The 22,952-nt window shown below is 70.6% G+C and carries 10 protein-coding genes and 7 pseudogenes; 8 read left to right on the forward strand and 9 right to left on the reverse strand.

The window, feature by feature from the left end; translation table 11 throughout:
- Nucleotides 1-10: 10 nt before the first annotated feature.
- Both ACZ6CZ_RS32725 and ACZ6CZ_RS32730 read right to left on the reverse strand, forming a co-directional pair.
- Nucleotides 11-229, reverse strand: a pseudogene (locus tag ACZ6CZ_RS32725) (exo-rhamnogalacturonan lyase family protein); the annotation flags it as partial.
- 645 nt (nucleotides 230-874) lie between these two features.
- Complete coding sequence (locus ACZ6CZ_RS32730; protein WP_469028526.1) at nucleotides 875-2,344, reverse strand: glycoside hydrolase family 6 protein; 1,470 nt, start codon at nucleotides 2,342-2,344, stop codon at nucleotides 875-877.
- Nucleotides 2,345-3,290: 946 nt separating this feature from the next.
- Between ACZ6CZ_RS32730 and ACZ6CZ_RS32735 the strand changes: the two genes are divergently transcribed.
- On the forward strand, nucleotides 3,291-4,031 hold the full coding sequence (locus ACZ6CZ_RS32735; protein WP_469028529.1) for a VOC family protein: 741 nt from the start codon (nucleotides 3,291-3,293) through the stop codon (nucleotides 4,029-4,031).
- A 450-nt stretch (nucleotides 4,032-4,481) separates the two neighbouring features.
- The gene (locus ACZ6CZ_RS32740) at nucleotides 4,482-4,778 is read left to right on the forward strand and encodes a hypothetical protein (protein WP_469028532.1); all 297 of its coding nucleotides are present in this window, start codon (nucleotides 4,482-4,484) and stop codon (nucleotides 4,776-4,778) included.
- A 203-nt stretch (nucleotides 4,779-4,981) separates the two neighbouring features.
- Here ACZ6CZ_RS32740 and ACZ6CZ_RS32745 read toward each other — a convergent pair whose 3' ends face one another.
- Nucleotides 4,982-6,580: an ABC transporter permease gene (locus ACZ6CZ_RS32745; protein ID WP_469028534.1), complete on the reverse strand. Its 1,599-nt coding sequence runs from the start codon at nucleotides 6,578-6,580 to the stop codon at nucleotides 4,982-4,984.
- On the reverse strand, nucleotides 6,577-7,467 hold the full coding sequence (locus ACZ6CZ_RS32750) for an ABC transporter ATP-binding protein (protein ID WP_469028536.1): 891 nt from the start codon (nucleotides 7,465-7,467) through the stop codon (nucleotides 6,577-6,579). The genes ACZ6CZ_RS32745 and ACZ6CZ_RS32750 overlap by 4 nt, the downstream gene beginning before the upstream one ends.
- A 74-nt stretch (nucleotides 7,468-7,541) precedes the next feature.
- Between ACZ6CZ_RS32750 and ACZ6CZ_RS32755 the strand changes: the two genes are divergently transcribed.
- On the forward strand, nucleotides 7,542-8,039 hold the full coding sequence (locus ACZ6CZ_RS32755) for a GbsR/MarR family transcriptional regulator (RefSeq protein WP_469028538.1): 498 nt from the start codon (nucleotides 7,542-7,544) through the stop codon (nucleotides 8,037-8,039).
- A 1,084-nt stretch (nucleotides 8,040-9,123) separates the two neighbouring features.
- Here ACZ6CZ_RS32755 and ACZ6CZ_RS32760 read toward each other — a convergent pair.
- Both ACZ6CZ_RS32760 and ACZ6CZ_RS32765 read right to left on the reverse strand, forming a co-directional pair.
- A pseudogene (locus ACZ6CZ_RS32760) lies at nucleotides 9,124-9,766 on the reverse strand (aminoglycoside phosphotransferase family protein); the annotation flags it as partial.
- A 72-nt stretch (nucleotides 9,767-9,838) separates the two neighbouring features.
- Nucleotides 9,839-10,249: pseudogene (locus ACZ6CZ_RS32765) on the reverse strand (DUF6174 domain-containing protein); the annotation flags it as partial.
- Between the two features lie 401 nt (nucleotides 10,250-10,650).
- Between ACZ6CZ_RS32765 and ACZ6CZ_RS32770 the strand changes: the two are divergent.
- Nucleotides 10,651-10,812: pseudogene (locus ACZ6CZ_RS32770) on the forward strand (DUF1343 domain-containing protein); the annotation flags it as partial.
- 454 nt (nucleotides 10,813-11,266) lie between these two features.
- Nucleotides 11,267-12,853 (forward strand): cellulase family glycosylhydrolase, encoded by a 1,587-nt coding sequence (locus ACZ6CZ_RS32775; RefSeq protein ID WP_469028540.1) that lies wholly within the window; start codon nucleotides 11,267-11,269, stop codon nucleotides 12,851-12,853.
- Between the two features lie 282 nt (nucleotides 12,854-13,135).
- On the opposite strand, the pseudogene ACZ6CZ_RS32780 reads toward ACZ6CZ_RS32775, so the two are convergent.
- From ACZ6CZ_RS32780 to ACZ6CZ_RS32790, 3 genes and pseudogenes are all read right to left on the reverse strand, one after another.
- Nucleotides 13,136-13,841: pseudogene (locus ACZ6CZ_RS32780) on the reverse strand (phosphatase PAP2 family protein).
- 90 nt (nucleotides 13,842-13,931) lie between these two features.
- Nucleotides 13,932-15,665, reverse strand: a complete 1,734-nt coding sequence (locus ACZ6CZ_RS32785) for a M28 family metallopeptidase (protein ID WP_469028560.1) — start codon at nucleotides 15,663-15,665, stop codon at nucleotides 13,932-13,934.
- A 590-nt stretch (nucleotides 15,666-16,255) separates the two neighbouring features.
- Nucleotides 16,256-18,098 (reverse strand): annotated as a pseudogene (locus ACZ6CZ_RS32790) (M4 family metallopeptidase); the annotation flags it as partial.
- 358 nt (nucleotides 18,099-18,456) lie between these two features.
- Between ACZ6CZ_RS32790 and ACZ6CZ_RS32795 the strand changes: the two are divergent.
- The 3 genes and pseudogenes from ACZ6CZ_RS32795 to ACZ6CZ_RS32805 all read left to right on the forward strand — a co-directional run.
- Entirely contained in the window at nucleotides 18,457-19,464 is a 1,008-nt protein-coding gene (locus tag ACZ6CZ_RS32795) for a helix-turn-helix transcriptional regulator (RefSeq protein WP_469028543.1), read from the forward strand.
- 468 nt (nucleotides 19,465-19,932) lie between these two features.
- Complete coding sequence (locus tag ACZ6CZ_RS32800; protein WP_469028546.1) at nucleotides 19,933-21,369, forward strand: endo-1,4-beta-xylanase; 1,437 nt, start codon at nucleotides 19,933-19,935, stop codon at nucleotides 21,367-21,369.
- Nucleotides 21,370-22,361: 992 nt separating this feature from the next.
- Nucleotides 22,362-22,952 (forward strand): annotated as a pseudogene (locus tag ACZ6CZ_RS32805) (IS5 family transposase); the annotation flags it as partial.

Here is a 22,952-nt window from a genome sequence, read left to right on the forward strand (position 1 = left end):
CTCCCTTCAACGGCATCTTGTCGCCGAGCAGCGCCAGGTTCTCGATGGCGGCGAGGCCGTGAGGCGCGGTGTCGTCGATGGACACCAAGGCGGCCTCGCTGCCCGCGACCAGGGTGGCGGGGCCGCTGAGCGGTTCCGTCTTCCACGGCGAGGACTCGCTGTAGCCGTCGGAGGCGTGGAACTTCGTCCACGCCCGCTTGGCCAGCGCCGCGTCGCCGGTCTGGACGGCGTAGGAACGCCACGAACGCTGTCGGCACGCTACCCCACCGCCAAACCAGGAGCCACACAACTCCCTTATGGGGGACTCCGGTTGGCAGCGAGCCAGTTGGCGCTCTGCCCGACCCGCGGCTGCTGGGCTCGGCCGGGGCCATGGATTGTTGGTGCACGCGGTCGACACCGTGGTGATCGAGAGTACAGCGGCACTCGCGCGGCACCTTCGGCAAGGGCGGACCGGCGGCTGGCCGTGCTTGGAGTGTTTCGCCGAGGCCGGCATGCCGGTACGCCCGAGGGGCAGCCGGGTACCCGTCAGTACTGGAGGTGCTCCGTCACATGCGGGCCGGGACGAGCACCCGGCGCAGCGGCGTCGGGGTCTGGTCGCCGGTCGCCGTGTAACGGAGTCCAGCAGCCAGCTCGAGCCGCGAGAACGTCCGCACTCCTACCTCAAGCGCACATTTTGCGCACCAATCGCGTCTAGGCCAGCGCGGCCGGGGGGCGTCTCGGGGCCGGTTCACCCGCTGAGGGCGGGGATGTAGGCGCTTGACAGGGGTCGGAGGCGGGCCGACGGATCGGCGCAGCGCGCGGTGGCCGCCTCGGAAGATGTCCGGGGCGGCCGCCGTGGCTGTATACGGGTGGTGCGGGGAATCCGGGTGATACGTCAGGAGCCGCTGCAGGCGGCGCCGTTGAGGGTGAACGCGGTGGGCTGGGCGTAGTTGCCCGAGAAGGTGCCCTGGAAGCCGAAGGACTGGGAGCCGCCGGCCGGGATCTGGGCGTTGTACGAGAGGCCGGAGGCGGTGACCACGCCCGAACTCGGGCTGATCGTCGCGTTCCAGGCGCTGGTGACCGTCTGGCCGGAGGGCAGGGTGAAGCCCAGCTTCCAGCCGTTGACCGCGCTCGAACCGGTGTTGGCCACCGTGACGTTGGCGGTGAAGCCGCCGGTCCAGGTCTGCGGGGTGACGGTCACCTTGCAGGTGGAGGTGCCGGTGCCGCCGCTCGTACCGCCTGTGGTGGTTCCGCCTGTGGTGGTACCACCTGTGGTGGTACCACCTGTGGTGGATCCGCCTGTGGTGGATCCGCCTGTGGTGGTGCCCCCGGTCGTCGTGGTACCGCCCGTGGTCGTTCCACCTGTCGTGGTTCCACCGGTCGGCGGGTCCGACGCTCCGGCGGAGGCCAGCTGGTAGGCCACGTCCGGGATGAATGTGCCCGCCGGGCCGGCGCAACCGTCCGACTCGCCGGGCGGCTTCACCCACAAGAAGGCGTCGATCGCCGGGTCCCCGGTGGTGGTCGTGGGATAGTTGCCGATCGACCGGCCTGAGGGATCGCACCACGCCCCGCCGCCGGCAGGGCCGTTGCCGTTGCGGCTGGTGTCCACCACGGCGTGCAGGCTGGAGGGGTTACCCAGCGCGGCCAGCACGTTCTTGGCGTAGTTGACCTCGTTGCCCGTGGCGTTGAAGTTGGAGACGTTGGTGAAGAAGCCGTCGGCGTTGGTCAGGATGCCGGCGCTGCGCAGCCGGTTGGCCTGCTCCGAGGCGCTGTTCCAGGTCGAGTGGCCGCCGTCCATGTAGACCTTGGCGTTGGGCGCGGCGGCGTGGATGGCGGCGCCCGCCCGGGAGAGCGAGGCGAAGCGGTCGCTCTGCTGCTGCGCGGACAGACAGGTGGTCAGGGAGACGGAGTCCGGCTCCAGGATGATGACCGACTTCCCGCTGCCGAGCCCTGCGGCGAAGTTGCGCACCCAGGAGTCGTACGACGGCAGGTCCGGCGCGCCACCGGCGGAGGCGCCGCCGCAGTCCCGGTTGGGGATCTCGTACACGGCCAGTACCGGGACCTGTCCGGCGGAGGCCGCGTCCGTGGTGATCGCTCTGACGTCGCTGGTGATGGTGGAGGGGCTGTAGTTGGCGAACCAGATCCCCTGCGGCTGGGAGGCGATCCGCCGGGCGATGACCGGCTGGCGGGAGTCACCGGGATTGGCGGCGACCCAGCGGACTACCTGGGAGTTGGGGTCCTTGTAGAACTGGGTGCCGCTGGGGAGGCTGCCCTGCGCTGCGGCGCCCGCGGTGTTCTCGCTGCTCAGCACCATGCCGACTGCCGCGAGGCCGACGGCCAGGCCGATCGCCAAGGCCTTGCACAAGCGCGGCCCGGGCGCGGTAGCCGCAGCCGCCGCTTCGTGGCGCGGGGTGCGGATGGGGGGTCTCACAGTCGTCCTCCGTGCTCTCGTGGGGAGGGAGGCCCTCTGAGGGTGAAGGCCGGCTGCGGCGGGCACCTATGGGAGCGCTCCCGCACGGCAACCGGGCTTGAGCCTAACCAGCATGAGGGAGGCGCGAAATCCCCGTGCACCACCATTTTCCACTTTACGGGAGCGCTCCCACGCGTGGGCGGCGCGCCAGCAGGCCCGGCCCCGACCAGCCGGCTCCGCGCGACCCCACTGCCCGCGTACACACCTGCAGCCGGTGCCCGGTCCTGTGGCCGCAGACCGTCTTCGGTCGAGGCGGTGACGGAGCGCGCGGTGCGCAGGATGCCAATCAGGAACCGCCCGAGATAGACGGGAAGTCGGCCGTGCCGTCGGCGCGTCCGTCACGTCCCGGGCGGCGTCGCCGCCAGTGGCCGGCCCGCCCCTCCTACCGGGGGACCGGCCAGATGGAGAGAGCTTCACCGTCGCCCTCTTCGCGGCCGGTCCGGCGGCCTTTTGGCGTCAGGGCATAGCCGGGTTCGACTGGGCCGTCTGGTGGTCCCGCCCGGACTCCCTTCGATCGCCATGGAGGCGCGCTGTGACGGCCTCAGCCGGCATGCCGGCTTCGAGGACGTGCACCCGCCTGCGGCGTCAGGTGTTCCTCACCGACTCCCCTCCCCCGACGGACCTTGGACAAGCCCGGCCACCGCGCTGGGCCTTCGCCATGCCCGAGCAGCGAAAACTCTGGCTCACCCCGACAGCTGACGATCAGCGACGTCTCATCCCCCCGATCGAAAAGCGAGGCCAGTCCAGTCGGCGAGCTGAGCATTGCGGCTGCTGAGCGAGTCGATCTCTGTTTGGCGACGGTGCGGATGTCGTTGCAGAGCGGGCGTATACGATCACCGGCATGGCACTGCGACCTGTCATGGTGAACATGAAGGCTCTTGATCCCTCGGCAGTCGGCAGGTTCTGGGCGGAGGCGCTCGGCTGGAGTGCTTATAGCCCCGGCGTGACCACCTACGTCGGACCCGCCGGCGGCCTCGTCTGGCCGGACCCGGTCTTCGTCGGCATCGACGTCGTCCCCGTCCCGGAACCCAGGACATCGGCAAAGAACCGCGTACACCTCGATCTCGCCACCACTTCCGCGGCCCATCAGGCGGAGCTGGTCGCGCGCCTGAAGTCTCTCGGTGCGACGCCCGCCGACGTGGGCCAGGGTGGGGTGCCCTGGACGGTCCTCGCCGACCCCGGGGGCAACGAGTTCTGCGTGCTGGAACCTCGCGAGATCTACCTCGACACCGGGCCGATCGCCGCGGTGGTGGTCGACTGCGCGGATCCGCGGGCCATGGCCCGGTTCTGGGACGAGGCCCTGGACTGGACCCTGCACGAGGTGAGTGACGATCAGGCGGTGTTGCGCTCCGCGAAGGGAACTGGCCCGTATCTCGAGTTCATCCGCACGCCCGACGTGAAGACCGTGCCGGACCGCGTCCATCTCGACCTGCTGCCGTACCGCGGTGACGACAAAGCAGCAGAGGTAGCCCGGCTGCGGGCCCTCGGCGCCACTGACCTCGATCTCGGCCAGGGCGACGTCCCGTGGACGTGCCTGACCGACCCGGAGGGCCACGAGTTCTGCGTCCTCGCCCCGGACTGACGCGGAGCCTTGAACTGTGTCCTACATGGTGCGGCGTCGCTGACCACGGCGCGGGGCGGGGTACGTGGAGTTGGATCGTTCCCGAGGGCTCTGGGAGATCGCCAAACCATGCCCCGACCAGGGCTGTCTGGTCCACCTGCTTCTGACCGAAGCCAACCTCGGCGTTCGCCGAGCGATGTGGGCACCATCGGGCATCGGACGTCAGTCACCAACTCCAGAGGTTGTTGCCGCTGCGGCATCCGCCGCGGCGACGACCAGCATGTCTCTCACGCAGCGGGCCGAATCAGCCCACCAGCGCAAACTCGCCGCCAGGCAACGTGCCGCCGCGGAGGGTCTCGCCGCTCGACTCAACGACTCTCAGTTGCACGCACAGGCCATCGCTTCCTCGATCCAGCAGCCGCCCTCACCGTCTACCGCGCCATCGGCGACCAGCGTGGGGAAGCCGCCGTCTTGGGGCTGCTGGCGGATGCCGCCGGCGAGCGCGCCGACCTCGACACGGCCGAGGAGCTCGCCAACCAGGCCCTCACCCTCTACCGCATCATCGGCGACCGGGGCGGAGAAGCCACCGCCCTCGGGCTCCTGGCAGACGCCGCCGCCGACACGCCGACCCCGGCCGGGCCGAGGAACTCGCCAACCAAGCCCTCACTCTTCACCGCGCCCTCGGCAACCCGAGCGGAGAAGCCACCGCCCTTCGGCCCCCGTGAGGGCACCACGTACCGCATGTCACGCGCACATTCCGCGTACTGAGCCCGTCCATCAAGCCCGTCCATCACCGCGTCGCGGCCGGGCGGATACTGCGGTGGTCCTCGGCTCCTTATGTCTTTGGTCCTGTCCAGGGCGCCTCTCGAGAGGTCCTGTTCGATGCGGGCCTGCGGGGCACTGATGCAGGAGATGCGCCCCTTCGTGATCAGAGGGCTGAAAGGGCTGGCCGACGAAGCGGAGGTGGTGGCTCACGTGGTGAGGTCCCGCCTCCGCAAGGCCGCTAGCCCGCCGGTGACCAGCACAGCAGCGAGCGCGGTCAGTGCCCCCACCGTGACCCACCGCATGACCTGACCAGGCAGCTTCGGCAGGTGCCCGAAGGGAGAGAGGTTCAGCACCGTCTGCGGCACATCCAGCGCCGGGCCCACCCAGCCGATCAGCAAGAACACGCCCGCCACACCCCACGCGGCGACCGCGCCCCGGGGCAGCACGCCGTACAGCAGCACCGCCACCCCGCCGACCACCCACACCGCCGGGATCTGCACCAGACAGGCGGCCACGACCGGGCCGGTCCGCCTGCCGTGGCCCACGGCCAGGCCGAGTCCGGCCAGGAGCAGAATCAGGGCGGAGCCGCCGAAGGCGATCACCAGGTGCCCGGCGACCCAGCGCAGCCGGCCCACCGCGGTGGCCAGGACCGGTTCCGCCCGGCCCGAGGTCTCCTCGCCGTGCAGCCGTAGCACGGACGCCACCACGTACAGTGCCGCGACCAGCCCCAGCATGCCGGCCATGGTCGCCAGGAACGCGTCCGTCAGACCTGTCTGCCCGCCCATGCGCTCGAAGAGCTGCCGGGTTCCCTCGTTGTCCCCGACCAGGTCGGCGGCGCCGTCGGCCATGCCGCCGTAGACCACCCCCGCCAGGAGGAAACCGGCGCTCCAACCGAGGACGCCGCCCCGCTGGAGCCGCCAGGCCAGGGCCGCCGCGCTACCCAGGCGGCCGGTGGCCGGCCCCGGCCGCGTCGGCAGGAAGCTCATGCCGAGGTCGCGGCGGCCCGTCAGGGCGTAGGCCGCCGCCCCCTGGAGCAGCACCGCACCGACGAACAGGGCCGTCAACCACCAGCGCTCGTCCGCGTAGGGCCGCAGGTTCTCCAGCCACCCGAGAGGGGACAGCCAGGTAACCACCGACGATCCGTCATCCGTCGCGGAGTCGCCCGCCGCGCGCAGCACGAACGCGGCGCCGAGCACCGCCGCTGTCAGCCCGCGGGCCATCCGTGCGCTCTCCGTCAGCTGGGCGAGGACCGCGGCCGTCGTGGCAAAGACCATGCCTGTACCGCCGACCCCGAGCCCGAGCGCCAGGGCCCCGGACGTCCCCTGGCCGGCCATCCCGGCGGTCAGGAGCACCACCAAGGCCGCGTTGCCGACCGCCGCCGCCAGCAGTGCCGCGGTCAGGGAGGCCCTGCGGCCCACCATCCCGAACGCCAACAGCTCCTGACGGCCGCTCTCCTCCTCGTCCCGGGTATGACGCACAACGACCAGCAGACTTGTCACGGCGGCCAGGACACCGGCGTACACACCGGCACGCCAGGCGGTCAGCGCGCCCAGGGAGTCACCGAAGACCGGGCCGACCATCGCGCGCAGCGAGGAATTCGCGGTCATCTGCCGGACGAGGTCGGCGCGTTCGGCCGTCGTGCCGTAGACGCTCTCCAGCGTGCCGGGCATCGACAGGACCATCAGCGTGGTCACGGCGACCCAGACCGGCAGCATCAGCCGGTCGCGGCGCAGCGCGAACCGCAGCAGGGTGCCGGTGCCGGCGAGCGGGCGCGTGCTGCCGGGCCGTACCGTGAAGGCCGTCACCGGACCACGTCCTGGTAGTGCCGCAGGAACAGCTCCTCCAGCGTGGGCGGGGTCGACGTCAGCGACCGCACGCCCGTCTCGCTCAGCGACTTGAGAACGCCGTCCAGCCGCTCGGTGTCGACCTGGAGCCGTACGCGGCGGCCCTGGACGTCGAGGTTGTGTACGCCCGGCAGACCGGCGAGGCCGTTCGGCGGGCCCGCCAGCTCGGCGGTGACGCTGGTGCGATGCAGGTGCCGCAGCTCGGCGAGCGAGCCGCTCTCCACCGTGCGGCCGCTGCGGATGATGCTCACCCGGTCGCACAGCTCCTCGACCTCGCTGAGGATGTGGGAGGACAGCAGGACGGTCCGGCCCCGTGCGCGCTCCTCCTCGACGCACAGCCGGAAGGCCTCCTCCATCAGCGGGTCCAGGCCCGAGGTGGGCTCGTCCAGGATCAGCAGGTCGACGTCCGAGGCGAACGCGGCGACCAGGGCGACCTTCTGCCGGTTCCCCTTGGAGTAGGTGCGGCCCTTCTTGGTGGGGTCGAGTTCGAACCGCTCGAGCAGTTCCGCGCGGCGCCGGGCGTCGAGCCCGCCGCGCAATCGGCCGTAGAGGTCGATGACCTCGCCGCCGGAGAGGTTGCGCCACAGGGTCACGTCCCCGGGCACGTAGGCGATCCGGCGGTGCACCTCGACCGCGTCTTGCCAGGGGTCGCGGCCCAGGACCTGTGCGGCGCCCGAGTCGGCGCGCAGCAGGCCGGGCAGGATCCGGATGGTAGTGGACTTGCCGGCGCCGTTGGGACCGAGGAAGCCGTGCACCTCACCGCGGGCGACCTCCAGGTCGAGCCCGGTGAGTGCGTGTGTCCGCCCGAAGGACTTGTGCAGTCCGGAGACGGTGATGGCCTTCGTCATGCTTCGGAAAGTACGCTTACTTCAGAGATTTGTGAAGTTAAGGAACCATTCGAATCCCGGCTAGACTGAGCCGCATGACCAAGTCACCCGGGACCGCGCGCGACGCGGAGGCCGTGTCGAGGTTCGTTGAGTCCTTCGCGGCACAGCTCGTGGAGGCCGGCCTGGCGCGGATGCCCGCCCGGGTCTTCGCCGCCCTCCTATCCTCCGACGAGGGTGCGATGACCTCCGCCGAGCTGGGTGAGCAGTTGCGGATCAGCCCGGCAGCGGTGTCCGGGGCGGTCCGCTACCTGGCACAGCAGCACATGGTCTCGCGGGAGCGGGAGCCGGGCTCGCGCCGGGAGCGCTACCGGGTGCACGGAAACCAGTGGTACGAGGCCCTCACCAACCGGGAAGCCGTCATCAGGCGCTGGGAAGGCGCCCTGCGCGAGGGCGTCACCAGCCTGGGCGCGGACACGGCCGCGGGCCGCCGGATGGCCGAGACACTCGCGTTCTTCGAGTTCGTCGAGGCCGAGATCACGGCGATGATGGAACGCTGGCGCGTCCACCGCGAGAAGACCTTCGGCCCGGCCTGACCAGGTCTGCCATTCGCCCCGGCAAACGGCAGATCCACCTCACTCCCCTGCCGAACCGTCACGCAGTCCCGCGCACGCACGCCTGTTTCTGAGCCTCGGCGATCTGCGCCAAGTCGTGCATCCGGCCGCCCTCGCACACGCGTCCGGTTGCCCTGGACAGCCTGGGTGCCGGGACTCGCGCACAGCCGCCCACGCAGGCCGAGTACGCCGAGCGGGCCGAACTGGCCCGCGCCGAACTCACCTGCGGCCTCGGCAGCGCGCCGAGCCCGGAGGCCGAGGGGCCGTACTGGCGGCCCTCGAGTCTGCGTATGCTCGCCTCGACAGTTGCTCAGATCGCAGGGTATCGCAGAGGCTGACGGGGGTGCGCGTGCTGAGGCTGCTCGGCTTCTTCGATGACTTCGGCTATCCGAGCGAGTTGACTGCGGGGCCGCTGAGGGCTCAGGTGCAAGCGTCCGGCGAGCCGGATGAAGCGGACATCGTAGAGTATCTCGACGTAGGCCATCACCTCACGTACTCCATGGAGGCAGGGGTCGATGTCGTCACGGGAGAGGTCCACCGGCACACGTCCGGCTGCTCGTCGCTGGTAACCGATGGCATGTGGGTATGGCGCGCGGACTTTGCGCACTATGTGGAGGCATATCACGTGCCGTTGCCCGCGGACTTCGTCGCCCGGGTTCGCGGGTTTCGCTACCGAATGCCGGATCTGGTCGGTGCGGAATTCGCACCGGTCTTCGACGAGATCGTCCTCCGGTTCGGGTGGACGGACGTCGAGCCGTGGGACGCAGAGTCGCTCCTGCGCCCGAAGCAAGACCGGGAACTCGCCCGAGAACGCGCCCCCCAGAGCGCTGTCACTATCAGCGGCAGCTGCACACGATCGAGGGGCGGTCCGGGAAAGGGAACACAGGCCGACAACCGGCCCACTGCACTCAACCAAACCGCCCCTGAGCAGGGACAACGTCAAAGTGCTGCTGGAGTACTACAACCTGTGCTCCCTGACCCTGCGCGGCTTACGTGGCGCCCTTCCCCAGGGTCCGGCAGGCCGTTCCTGCCGGACTCTTGCCACGAATTCGGCACGAGTCGAAACGGCCCGTGTGGTGAAGACGTCGACTACATGGTGGACAGCCTTGTGCAGGTCATCCGCTTCGAGGAGCGCCGGCGCGCGGGACTTCAGCAGTGTGCCGCCGTCGTAGGCGGGATCTCCCGCGTAGCCCCTGGGGTCGACAACCAGCCATGGTCCCGGTCAGCACGCTGGATGTTGCGGGCGTGGAGGTCGCCATGGATGAGGGTGTCCGGCTGGGTTCGGCCCAGCTCCCGAAAGGTTGCCACGGCGCCGTCCAGCACCTGACGCGGCAGTGCATGCGGCATCTCCTCGGCGTCCCTGCGCAGGTGTCCCTCCCAGGCTTCGGCCTGCTCGCGCAGCCGGGGCAGGCCGGACGGTGCGGGGACGGCCAGGGCGGCGATTGAGCCGCCCGGCAACCGTCGCCACCTCGTCGCCGTCCTCGACCTGGGCCAGGATCGACGGCTGAACCCGCTCCAGCAGCCTCGCGAACCGCTCGTCGTCACGCTCGGGCAGCAGCACGGCGCCGCACCCGCCCCACGCAGCGAGCGCATCCGGCTCATGGACGTTACCGGGATGCGGGAACGACACCTTCAGCACAGCGCTCTCCCCTGCGCGCCGCCGTAGCGGAACGATGACATCCGACGCCCCCGTGCATGACCTCGCCCTTCGCCGCGGGGGTGTAGGCGCTGACGAGGTAGAGCGCCTCGTCGTCGACGGCGTTGCGGCTCCAGTCGAGGGTGATGCGCACGGGGTGCCCGTCGGCGGCGTACCGCGCCTGCGCCGTCTCGGCGTGCTCCTTGCGGGCTTGTTCCAGCCGCCGCAACAGCCCGCCGAGCGTGGGCACCTCGGCGTGTTCGCGGACCTGGCGCCGGCTGTCCTCGTCCAGCCCGGCCACCTCGGTCACCTTGCCGTCGCGCACCTGGACCCGGAACCGACCGGCCAGCACGTCCGTGGCCGACGTCAACGTGTAGCCGTAGGCGGCGGGTTCCCGCCACGCGGTCGTCCCGCCTGCGGCGGTGTGCCGGGGCCCACCGGCCGCGTGGCTCCGTACGGACTCGGCGGTGCCACCGCACGCGGTCACCAGGCACAACGCGGCGCCCGTCAGCGCGGCGGCGGACAGCGGGCGGGCGGGGAAACGTCCAGCACTCATGGGACTCCTCCGGTTCGGTTACCCCAACGACGCGGAAGGTCCCCGGTTCGTTCACCGCCCGCCCCGCCCCGATCCGCGCCGTGCACGGCCCGCCGCACCCGGCGACGGCGGGCAGACAGCGGCTTGCGCGCACCTGCCGCGACGCGGGGCGTTCTCGCAAGTGGCACCGGTCAGTGCTGCCAGTAGTCGCGCTCGGGAAGTTCCACCCACCGGTCGGGGGCCCGTGAAGGGCGCGGGTCGGCGGGGAAGAGGTCCGCGTGGGCGCAGCACTCGGCGATCGCGTGGGAGCCGTAGATGTACGCGGTGAGGATCTCCTCGGGAGGCGTACCGGTGCACGGGCCGCCGCAGGGGTGCAGGTCCCAGCCCTCGATGACACCGCCGTCACAGCGTCGCGGCGCGCCATGGATTCCGACGCCTCCGGTCTGCTGTGGACCGCGCCCTCGCCGAACATCCCGACGCCCGTGACCGCCACCGTCCACCCCGGCACCTGCCTGTTCGAGGGCACCAACCTCTCGGAGGGCTGCGGGGCGACGCAGCCTTTCGAGATCGTCGGGGCGGTCGGCCGGGGTGCAGCGGCAGAAAGAAGTCCAGCAGGGAGCTTCCGCCCGATTGCCCGGCGCGTCTACGCTCAATGCCTATGGGAGCGCTCCCACGATCGTCGGAACAGCGTCATGCGCAGCATCGAAGGTCATTCAGCCAGGTAGAGGCGCATTGCCCACTGTGGAACCCGCTTTGAGGCCGGTCTCTCGCCGAGCGGTCCCATACGGAGTGATCGGTCATGTACGTGCGTTGAGGGAGAGTGCGATGAGCATGCGAAGAGCCCTTCGGGCTTTCGGCGTCGTCGGAGTGCTTATGGGAGGTTCGGTGGCCGGATTCGGCGGCACGGCCTCGGCGGTCGCCTCGCCGGCGCCCGGTCAGTCCGCCGCAGACGGCAGGGCATCGGCGGTCGCCGCGGCGCCGGCACTGCACGTTTCGGGCAACCGCCTGGTCACCGGGTCCGATTCCACGTTCCGCCCATTGGGCGTCAACCGGTCCGGCGGGGAGTTCGGCTGCGTTCAGGGCAAGGAGATATTCGACGGGCCGACGGACCAGGCGGCCGTCGACGCGATGAAGGCATGGAAGATCAACACTGTCCGGATCCCGCTGAACGAGGAGTGCTGGCTGGGCACCGGGGACTTACCTCCGACAGCGCCCAGCGCGGCAGCGTACCAGCAGGCGGTCAAGACCTACGCGGACCTCCTGGTGGCCAACGGCATCAACGTGATCCTCGACCTGCACTGGACGTGGGGCGAGTACACCGGCCCCGGCGGAGGCTGCCCGGACGTCGCGGCCACCTGTCAGAAGCCCATGCCGGACGCGCGCTACACCCCCACGTTCTGGTCCGAGGTGGCCACGATGTTCAAGGGGAACGGAGCGGTCATCTTCGACCTGTTCAACGAGCCGTACCCGGACGCGGCCAACAACTGGTCCGACGCCACGGCCGCATGGACCTGTCTGCGTGACGGCGGCACCTGCGCCGGGATCACCTACCCGGTCGCCGGCATGCAGACCCTCGTCAACGCGGTACGCACCACCGGTGCCACCAACGTGATCATGTCGGGCGGTCTGGAGTGGACGAACAACCTGAGTCGGTGGCTGGAATTCAAGCCGGCCGACCCCACCGGCAATCTGATGGCCTCATGGCACTCCTACAACTTCAACGGCTGCGTGACCACCTCGTGCTGGGACAGCACCATCGGAGCGGTCGCCGCCCAGGTGCCGGTCCAGGCCGGCGAGATCGGTCAGAACACCTGCGCCCATGACTACATCGACCAGGTGATGGCCTGGGCGGACGCCAACAAGGTCGGGTACACGGCCTGGACCTGGAACCCTTGGGGTTGCAGCGGTGGCAATGTACTCATCGAGGACTGGAACGGCACACCGACCAGCACCTACGGTGAGGGGTTCAAGGCGCACCTGCTTAGCCAGACCCCCGGTGATCCCGGCGGTGACACCGCTGCGCCCACCGCTCCGGGGACTCCGACCGCCTCCGAGGTGACGGCCACCTCCGCGACCTTGAGCTGGGCGGCCTCCACGGACAACGTGGGTGTCACCGGCTACGACGTCGTCCGTGTCACCGGCGGCACCGAGACGCAGGTGGCCGGCTCGGCGTCCAACCGGGCTACGGTCACAGGGCTGTCCGGCAACACGGCCTACACCTTCGCCGTTTACGCCAAGGACGCGGCCGGCAACCGCTCCACCCGCTCGGCCACCGTTACCGTTACCACCACCGGCACCCCGACGGGCACCTGCTCCGTCGGCTACCACTTGGTGGGCGACTGGGGAAGCGGCTTCCAGAGCGAGATCACCATCCGCAACACCGGCGCCGCCGCTGTCAGCAACTGGAAGCTCGGTTTCACCTTCTCCAACGGCCAGACCATCAACAACATGTGGGGCGGTACCCCCACCCAGACAGGCGGCTCCGTGAGCGTAATCCCCGCCTCCTACACCGACACCATCACCGCCGGCGGTTCCGTCACTCTCGGTTTCATCGCCAACAGGGGCGCCACGAACACGGCCCCGACCACCTTCACCCTCAGCGGCAGGACCTGCACCACAGCCTGACCACAGCCGCTGCCCCGCGACCGACATCAGTTGCGCCCCCGCAGTTGCCCCACCGCAACCCCCGGAAACCCAGGCCCGGCGGTATCTGACAGGAAGCACCCGCCGGCCCGGTCACAACCGCCGGGCCGGCGGCCCTGTAGGGTGCCGGAATCGCAGCACGGCCAGGACGTGCAGCGGCGCCGTCCAGCGGTGTACCGCAAGGCGCTGGACGCTGGTGACCCGACGTCCTGGCTGGGAGGCCGTCCGGTGAGGGCGGTGTTCGCCGCCGGGCGTGAGGCGCCGTCAGCTCTGCCGTCGGTCGGTCCGGCGGTCGGCCACCCGGTCGACGAGGCGGGCGGTGGGGGTGACACCGCCGCCGCGGTGCACCAGCCGCCGAGGGCGTCCGTCGGGTAGTGGGCGCCCGGGGCGACCTGGGCCCAGCCCATGGCGGCCCCGGCCACCAGTGACGTGCCGAGCACGAGAGCCGTGCCGGCCGGCCCCGCCCGGGCGGAGCCGGCCGGCCGCGACCAGCGCCACCGCGAGGGCCGCCAGCGCGGTGGCGAAGGCGGTGTGGCCCCTCGGGTAGGAGAGGTTGGCCGGGGCCATGGACGGTACGCCGCATCACGTGCTTGAGCACGGCGGCCGTCCCCACGCCCGGGCACGTGGCGGCGGCGACGAGCACGGCCCCCCGGGGCCAGCGCAGCGGCAGGCACCCGGCAACGAGCGCCCGACCAGCAGCCCGGACCCGGCGGGCTCCCCCAGGAAGTCCAGGACCCGGGCCGGGTACCGCCTGGGCGGCCGCACGCTGTCCGCCGTCGGGGCGACGAACCACCGGTCCACCCGACCGGGTTCGCCGTCGGTGCCCGGCGTACATCACCCCGACCGCTACGACCACGAGCGCGGCGAGTACGGTGACGGTCCCGGGGAGCGGGCGCAGCGGGGGCGGCAGTACGGCGTCCGCGAACCCCTCACGCGCCCCTGGTGCCGTCCTGGTGGTCGTCTCCCCCACGGAGCCCCCTCCCCTGCTCACCCCGGCCCCGGACGGGAGCCACCGGCCACCCAAGCCAACGGGCCGACCGGTGGCAGCCCTGCCGCTTGCTCAGCCGGTCGTCAGGGTGGCGTCGTCGACGACGAAGCTGGTCTGCAGGCTGGCGTCCTCGGTGGCCGTGAAGGTCAGGGTGACCTGCCGGCCGATGTACGGGGTGAGGTCCAGGCTCCGCTGCGTGTAGCCCGTGGCCGCGCCCGCGTTGGAGTACGACTGCTTCGCGGTCCCGTCGACCTTGACCTGGAAGGTGTCGTAGGCCGTGGAGCCCGACTCGGCGGTGTCGATGTGCAGCCAGTACCTCAGCGTGGCGGTGGTGCAGCCGGCCGGGATGGTCACCGTCTGACTGACCGCGTCGGTGGCCGCGTAGCCGTACCCGGCCAGCCACGCGTACCGCGAACCGGAGTGCGCCGACTGCCCGCTGAACGTGCCGATGGCGCCGGTGTCACCGGTCCACGGCGAAGTTCCGTTCTCGAAACCGCCGTTGGAGATCACCTGGGAGGCCGTGCAGCTGCCCGTACCGGTGACCGTCAGGGTGTACTGCGCGGTGTGGGTGGTGGTCCCGGTGCCGGTGACCGTGAGGGTGTACGTGCCGGGCGGGACCGCGGAGCCGACGGAGACGGTCGCCGTGGAGGAGGTGCCGGAGGTCACCGAGGCCGGGCTGAAGGAGACCGTGACACCCGACGGGGCGCCCGACGCCGACAGGTTCACCGTCTGCGCGGAGCCGTTGGTGGTGGCCGTGGACACGGTGGTGGTCAGGGAGGTGCCCGGACCGGTGCTGCCGGAGGCGGGGCTCACCGCCAGGGAGAAGTCGTCGGCGGGGACGGTCGCCGAGACCGCCTGCGTCCAGAGGGTGTAGGCGACCCCGTCGGCGCTGCGGTTCAGACCGGTGGCGTTGATGTTGGCGGTGGTGTCGCAGGACGAGTGGTAGCAGCTGTCGTACGCCGCGCCCGCCGTGCCGCCCCACTTGGCCGCCTGCGCCGAGGTCTTGCGGGCGCTGGCCCCCATCGCGTAACCGGAGGTGGGGATGCCGTAGTTCTCGAAGGAGTAGTCGTCGGAGCGGCCGGCGCCCTCGACGTTCTCCTCGGGCTGGAGGTTCAGCGAGTCCCAGTACGCCTTCATCGGCGCGGCGGCCGCCGATGTGATGTGGTTGATGAAGTAGCCGCCGTTGAGTGAGGCGACCATGTCGAAGTTGTAGTACGCCTTGATCGCCGAGCGCTGCGCGGCGGTCAGCGAACGGGCGTAGAAGTCGGAGCCGTTCAGGCCCTGCTCCTCGTCCGTCCACCAGCCGAAGCGGACGCGGGCCGCCATCGTGGGGTTGGTCTCGGCGAGTCTCAGGGCGACTTCCAGGAGGGTCGCGCTGCCGGAGCCGTTGTCGTTGATGCCGGGCCCGGCGGAGACGCTGTCCAGGTGGGAGCCGAACATGTAGACCTTCGACGCGTCGCCCTTGGGCCACTCGGCGATCAGATTGGGGCCGGCACCGCTGGTGCAGCCGGAGGTGCAGGCCTGTTCGGAGACCGTGTAACCGGCCGCCTGGAGCTTGCCCTTCACGTAGGCGACCGAGTCGCGGTACCCCTGGCCGGTCGACCTGCGGGTGCCGCCGTTGCGGCCGGCTATGGCGTTCAGCTCGGTCAGGTGCGCCTGGACCTTGGTGACGTCGATGTCGGGAGCGGCCGCGGCGAGCGCGGGTGCGGCCGACGGCGTGGCGGTGCGGTGGCCGGCGGGGGCCGGCGCGGCGCTCGCGGGGAGCGCGGCGAGGCCGAGGGTCGCGGCCAGGGTGAGGCCGGTCAGGGTCAGGCGGGCGGGGGTGCGGCCGGCCGCAGTGCTGCTGCTCGGGAGGAATCTTCGGAACACCGTGTGTCCTTCGTGAGGTGGCGGAGGGCGGGAGGCGGGGCATGGGTGGTGCCCCGCCTACCGCCCGGTGCGGTGTCAGCTGGTGGTGAGGGTGGCGTCGTCGACGACGAAGCTGGTCTGCAGGCTCGCGTCCTCGGTGGCGGTGAAGGTGAGGGTCACCTGCTGGCCGAGGTACGGGCTGAGGTCGAGGCTGCGCTCGGCGTAGCCGCCGGCCGCGTCGGCGTTGGAGTACGACTGCTTGGCCGTGCCGTTGACCTTGACCTGGAAGGTGTCGTACGCCGTGGAGCCCGACTCGGCGGTGTCGATGTGCAGCCAGTACTTCAGCGTGGCCCGGGTGCAGCCGGCCGGAACCGTCACCGTCTGGTTGATGGTGTCGGTGGCGGCGTAGCCGTAACCGGCGAGCCAGGCGTAGCGGGTGCCGGAGTGGGCGCTCTGGCCGCTGAAGGTGCCGATGGCGCCGGTGTCGCCGGTCCACGGCGAAGTGCCGCTCTCGAAGCCGCCGTTGGAGATCACCTGGGAAGCGGTGCAGCCGCCCGCGCCCTTGACGGTCAGTATGTACTGCGCGGTGTGGTGGGCCACGCCGTCACCCTGGACGGTGATCGTGTAGGTGCCGGGGACGGCCGACGAGGTCGTGGCGAGCGTCATCGTCGAGCTGTTGCCCGAGGTGACGGAGGCCGGGCTGAAGGAGACCGTGACACCCGCGGGGGCGCCGGTGGCGGTCAGGGCGACCGTCTGCGCGCTGCCGCTGGTGGTCGTGGTGGCGACCGTGGCGGTCGCGGACGCACCCGGGTCGACGCTGCCCGTGGCCGGGGTGACCGACATCGAGAAGTCCTGGCCGGGCGTGCCGCTGCAGGTGGGGTCGCCGGACTGGGCGGGGACGCTCACCGCGTCCCAGGCGGCCTTGGTCCTGGTGAACAGGGAGCAGGTGGCGTCCAGGTTCTTCGCCGCGGTCAGCGTCGCGGTGCGGTACTTCTTGTAGGTCATGCCGCTGGTCTTCAGCAGCATGCCGCCGTAGAAGACCTTGCCGGCGTTCTGGATGCCGATGCCGGTGACCGTGGAGCTGTTGCAGGTCGGGCTGGAGGGCTTGCCGCCCCCTGGGCTGGAGCCCTCGGCCAGCAGGTAGAACCAGTGGTTCAGCGGGCCCGCGGCGGCGTGCACCTCGGTGCTGGGGATGGCGGAGGACCAGCAGTTGGGGTCGCCGAGCTTGGAGGGGTCGTACATGTTGCGGATCGGGCCCTGGCCGACCAGGTTGATCATCTCGCCGACGAGGTAGTCGCCCGGAGTGTCGTACGGGGCGGGCTCGCCCGCGTAGGCCTCCGTCAGCGCGCCGAAGATGTCGCCGGTGCCCTCGCCCAGGCCCGCCTCGTTGTTGGCGCCGCCGGGCGTGTACTGGTCGATGCCGTGGCCGAACTCGTGGGCCGTGACGTCCATCGCGGCGATCCACTCGTTCGCGTTGTTGTGGCCGATCGAGATGCTGGAGCCGTCCCAGTAGGCGTTGACGTCGTTCAGGCCCACCTTGACCGGCCAGCTGCGGCCGTTGCCGTCATGGCCGTTGCGTCCGAGCCAGTCCCGGAGCATGTTCCACTCTTTTTGCGCCCCCCACATCGCGTCGACGCAACCGGTCTCCCTGCTGGTGGGGTTGCCGGTGCCCCAGGAGTCCGTCGACTTGGTGAAGACCGAGCCCGTGCTGTAGTCGGAGCAGGTCAGCCCGGGACGGTTGGGGTCGCGCAGGGAGTACGAGCCGCCCGAGGCGGTGGTGTCGATGGACAGCGGGCTGGGGCCGTTCCACTTGCTGGTGCCGGTGCCGGCCCGTACGTCGTCCTGGGTGCCCAGGACCTTGCCGGTGAGGGCGTCCACCCAGACGTGCAGGTGGCTCGGGGCGGTCCGGGTGGCGCCGGTCAGCACGGTCTCCCAGGCGAGGTGGGCCTTCTCGCCGGCCACGCGGACGACGAGGCGGGGTGCCCGCACCTCCTGGACCGTCCGGAGCTGCTGACGGCTGGTCCGTTCGGCCGCCGCCGCGCTGACGCGGGCCGTGGTCCCGACCGTGATCTTCGCCCTGGTGGCCGAGGAGGCGGCGCGGACGCGGCCCTTGCCGTCGGCCAGGACCACGGCGTCGCCGCCGACGACCGGCAGGCCGCGGTAGGTGCGTTCGTAGGCGATCGAGTAGAGGCCGTCGACCCAGGGCGTGACCTGCTTGCGGTCGTACCGCTCGGAGGGGCCCTTGGCCAGGGCGTCGAATCCGCTGGTGGCCGCCTTGTCGGCGGCGGATATGGCCAGGCTGCGCGGGCTGGGCGCCGGGTCGGTGCCGGCGGCTGCGGGTGTACCCGCCGCGAAGGCGGTGGCGGGTATGACCGCCGCGCCGAGGGTCATCGCCAGCGCGACGCCGACGAGGGTGTGTCTTCTGGGCACCGGTGCTCCTTGTGGGGTGGTGAACCAGGTGGGCGGTCCGGCGCTCTGTAGATCATGCGCATGTCAAGCGGGGAGTCGATACGCCGGCCGGCCCGAAGGTCTGCCCCCCGACCCCTCGACGGCTCCCGGTACTGCGCGGACGGGGAGTGCGTACCGGACCGCGAGGAGTTGGGCGGGCGGCGAAGAGACTAGCGACAGGCCGGCCCCGCCGGACCTGTCCGAATTCGGCGCGTCCGCTACCGGTCAGTGCCATTGCCGGGCATATCAGGCCGGACCACGTCTCTGGCCTCCCCCCCACGGGCGCCCGTATCGTGCCCGCATGCGTGCGGCAGAGAACCCTCAGGACAGTCGGCAGCCCACCGCCTCGGATCCGAGGGAGGCCTACCTGGCCCTGCTCGAGCGGATCACGGCGTCGGGAGCCCGGGACTTCACGGCGGAGAGGGACGAACTGAGGGACACGGCAGTCGAGTTAGGACAGTGGCTGAGGGAACGGCGGCTCGTGGACCCGGGCGGCGAGCGGCTCAACCCCCCGGAACGGGCCATGCGCACCGTCCTCCTGGAACACGGGCGGCGGCTGCGCGAGACGGCCGAGGAGCTCGGCCGTGAGACTCGGGCGCTGGAGGACCTGCTGTCCCTGCTGACGGCCCCGCGGCACGCCTCCCGGGAGGCCGTGGAGCTCGAGTACTTCACGGACCGGTCGCTCACCCGGCAGCGGCTGGAGGCGCTCGATTCGGTCGGCACCGACGAATTCCTGGCGATGCGCAACGGCTTCCCCGACCCGCGGGTCCTGGAATCCAGTCTCACCGCGGACCTGGACATGCTGGCACGCGGGGTCAGGATGCGGATGCTGACCTCCCAGCAGGCCGTGCGGTCACAGGCGTCGGCCCGCTACCTCCACGCCCTCGCCGAGGCCGGGGTCGAGGTGCGGGTCGCGCCCACGGTGCCGCTGCACATGAACATCCTGGACCGGGCGACGGTCGTCATGGGAGCGGGACCCGGACCGCAGGGCGAAGGCGGCGACATCATCCTGCACAGCGCGCACGTCGCCCAGGGCTTCGTCAAGGTCTTCACCCACGCCTGGGACCCCGCGCAGCCGCACACCGAGCGCCAGACGGGACGCGGGCGGGCCGCCTGCGAACTGTCCGCGCAGGAACGCGAGATCCTGGTCCTGCTGGCCACCGGGGCCAAGGACGAGACCATCGCCCGCCGGCTGGCCTGTTCCGACCGCACCCTGCGCCGCCTGCTGAACCAGATCATGGAGAAGCTCGGCGCCTCCAGCCGGTTCGAGGCCGGGGTGACCGCCGCCCGGCTGGGCCTGGTGAGCTGAACAGCGGCATCCCGGGGCGCGGGAGGAACCCCGGCCGCCGCACGGCCGGGGTTCCTCGGGACCGGGTACTGGCGATCTGTGAGGTGGTGCTTCACGCCGCTAGTGCTGTGGCCGGAAAGGTTCGCCGAGAAGCTCGCGGCGTCCAGTGGTGGCGGCACCTCCTACGCCGTTCAGGCAGCCCGTCTGAGCGCCTTCTTGGCCGACCCTCCAACCACAGCGCTTCGTCACACGTCGATACCCCTCGCACGGATCGCGTCCGTATGCGAAACATTCGCTGAAAAACTCGCACACACGCGAGAAAACGATCAACCCATCCCCCACACCTCGACAACGTTGGCACCCCAGCCCACGTAACACTATTTTCGAAAGTTTCGAAGCATTCACAGAAACTTTTTCTGCGCAGAGCCTTGACGATGCCTCGTCAACCTCCGATCGTCATTCCCCGATCCCTACCTTGGAGGCACAGTCATGGGCTCGTACGCCCTTCCCGGACCCGTGGTCCGGCGGAAGATCCGCGGCCTGCTGCTAGCAGTGGTCGTCGGCGTCCTCGGTGTCGTGACCGCACTGGCCACTCCCCCGACCGCACACGCCGCCGAGAGCACGCTCGGCGCCGCGGCGGCGCAGAGCGGCCGCTACTTCGGCACCGCCATCGCCTCGGGCAGGCTGGGCGACTCGGCCTACACGAGCATCGCGAACCGCGAGTTCAACATGGTGACGCCCGAGAACGAGATGAAGATCGACGCCACCGAGCCGCAGCGGGGCCAGTTCAACTTCACCGCCGGCGACCGCGTCTACAACTGGGCCGTGCAGAACGGCAAGAAGGTGCGCGGCCACACGCTGGCCTGGCACTCCCAGCAGCCCGGCTGGATGCAGAGCCTCAGCGGCAGCCAGCTGCGCCAGGCGATGATCGACCACATCAACGGCGTGATGGCCCACTACAAGGGCAAGATCGCCCAGTGGGACGTCGTGAACGAGGCCTACGCCGACGACGGTTCGGGCGGCCGTCGGGACTCCAACCTCCAGCGCACCGGCAACGACTGGATCGAGGTCGCCTTCCGCACCGCGCGCGCCGCCGACCCGGCGGCCAAGCTCTGCTACAACGACTACAACATCGAGAACTGGACCTGGGCGAAGACCCAGGGCGTGTACAACATGGTCCGCGACTTCAAGCAGCGCGGCGTGCCGATCGACTGCGTCGGCTTCCAGTCGCACTTCAACAGCGGCAGCCCGTACAACAGCAACTTCCGCACCACGCTGCAGAGCTTCGCCGCCCTCGGCGTGGACGTGGCGATCACCGAACTCGACATCCAGGGCGCGTCGTCCTCGACCTACGCAGCCGTGACCAACGACTGCCTGGCCGTCTCGCGCTGCCTCGGCATCACCGTCTGGGGCGTGCGCGACAGCGACTCCTGGCGATCCGGTGACACCCCGCTGCTGTTCAACGGCGACGGCAGCAAGAAGCCCGCCTACACCGCGGTCCTCAACGCGCTCAACGGCGGCACCACCACGCCGCCTCCCACCGGAGGCGGACTGCAGATCAAGGGCGTCGGCTCGGGCCGCTGCCTGGACGTGCCCAACTCCAGCACCTCGGACGGTACGCAGGTCCAGCTGTACGACTGCAACGGCGGTACCAACCAGCAGTGGACGCTCAGCGACGCCGGTGAGCTCAAGGTCTACGGCAACAAGTGCCTGGACGCCGGCGGCACCGGCAACGGCACCCGGGTGCAGATCTACAGCTGCTGGGGCGGCGACAACCAGAAGTGGCGCCTGAACTCCGACGGCTCCATCACCGGCGTCCAGTCCGGCCTCTGCCTCGACGCGGTGGGAGCCGGCACGGCGAACGGCACGCTGATCCAGCTGTACACCTGCTCGGGCGGCAGCAACCAGCGCTGGACCCGCACCTGACGAACCCGCCGGGGGTGGTGAGGGCCGTCGCCGTCACGGCGACGGCCCTCAGTGCGCGCGCGGCCCCCACGCCCCTTGCGCCTCCCGGCTGAGGGGGCGACACCGGCCCGGCGCAACGACAGGGCGAAGGCGCAACTGGTGACGCGGGGCGGCAGCAGAAGCACGGACACCGCCAGGACGGCCAGGGCGACCGAGGACTCCCGCATGGCGGTGTCCACTCCGCGCCGCTCCGGTGTCCGGGTGGCGAGCGTCTCGGCGGCGGACACGGTGAGGTGGCCGACCCCCAGGAGGACGAAGCCGTAGGCGCCGACCCGGAAGGACCGCACCAGGTCCGCCCGGGAGAGGAGCGGACGGGACGGGGGTCTTCATGGTGGGACCGACCAGGCGCACTCTCCGCGCGAGCGGAGGTGAACCCCTCCGGGGGCGACGACTTCCACCCGGTCCGCGGTCAGAATCGCGCGGGACTGGAACGCCGGCTTAGGTTCTGTTCGGCCGATCTTGGGCTGTGGGAGGATGCCGTTCATGACTTGCATCCGAAGGGGCCGTGCCTCGTAGAACACCAGCTTCGCTTCGGCCACGGGAACGCGGCTGGAGTGCACCCTGGGTGCGGTATCGCGATGTCCCAGGCCTGTCGGGAGCGGCCAATGCCGCTGTCCGTGTGCTCGAACGGGAGCGATTGTCTCCGGGCATCGTGGCGGTGGCGCTGAGCGTGTGGTCCGTGCGCGTCCACGGCACGAGGCGCCGGTGGAGGCAATGGGAGGCGGAGTTCACCTGCCCCTGCTGCGGCGAGGGTTGGGCCCGGGACAAGCTGCAAGTCGCTCTGTTCATGCTTCCGCCAAAGGCCGCCGGCGAACTCCGGGTGCAGGTTGAGCGCCTTGACACGGTGCTCCTCGGGCGAACGCATCACGAGCCGACGGAAGACCCGGGCCTGGCGTGGTGGCATCGCAGATGCTGACCGTACCCATGTCACCCACTGGTTCGTTGGCTCTTACGTGACTGGCCGGGGGGATCTGACAGAGGTGGAGTGGCGACGTCTGGAGCCGCTTCTGCCCACCGGCAACAACCGCTGCGGGCGGTGGCGCGATCACCGTCAGGTGATCAACGGCATCCTGCACCGGGTACGCACCGGGATGCAGTGGCGTGACCTACCTGAACGCTACGGGCCATGGAGGACCGTCCACGAGCGCCACCGGCGCTGGTCAGCCGACGGGACCTGGGAACGACTACTCCAGCAGGTGCAAGGCCAGGCCGATGCCGCCGGTGGGATCGACTGGGACGTCTCGGTTGATTCCACCTCGATCCGTGCCCACCAGCATGCGGCCGGCGCGCGGAAAGCTCCGCCGCCCGCCGCGTCAAAAGGGGCGACTGCGATGGCACACCAGAGCGGAAGACTGTGGGCGAGACTGTGTGCCCGCCTGGCGGAGGTGAGGCGCTCGGCCGCTCCCGAGGAGGCTTCACAACCAAGATCCACCTGAGTCCCGACGGACGTTGCCGCGTGCTCTCACTGTTGCTGACGGCAGGCCAACGGGCGGACTGCACACAATTCGGGCCAGTCATGGAACGCATTCGAGTGCCTCGACTCG

Source organism: Streptomyces sp. NPDC041135 (assembly GCF_055592085.1).

Bases quoted from the DNA above. Each gene is read 5' to 3' on its own strand.
- ACZ6CZ_RS32735 (WP_469028529.1), top strand. From the start codon at position 3,291: ATGGCACTGCGACCTGTCATGGTGAACATGAAGGCTCTTGATCCCTCG.
- ACZ6CZ_RS32750 (WP_469028536.1), bottom strand. From the start codon at position 7,467: ATGACGAAGGCCATCACCGTCTCCGGACTGCACAAGTCCTTCGGGCGG.
- ACZ6CZ_RS32755 (WP_469028538.1), top strand. From the start codon at position 7,542: ATGACCAAGTCACCCGGGACCGCGCGCGACGCGGAGGCCGTGTCGAGG.
- ACZ6CZ_RS32795 (WP_469028543.1), top strand. From the start codon at position 18,457: ATGCGTGCGGCAGAGAACCCTCAGGACAGTCGGCAGCCCACCGCCTCG.
- ACZ6CZ_RS32800 (WP_469028546.1), top strand. From the start codon at position 19,933: ATGGGCTCGTACGCCCTTCCCGGACCCGTGGTCCGGCGGAAGATCCGC.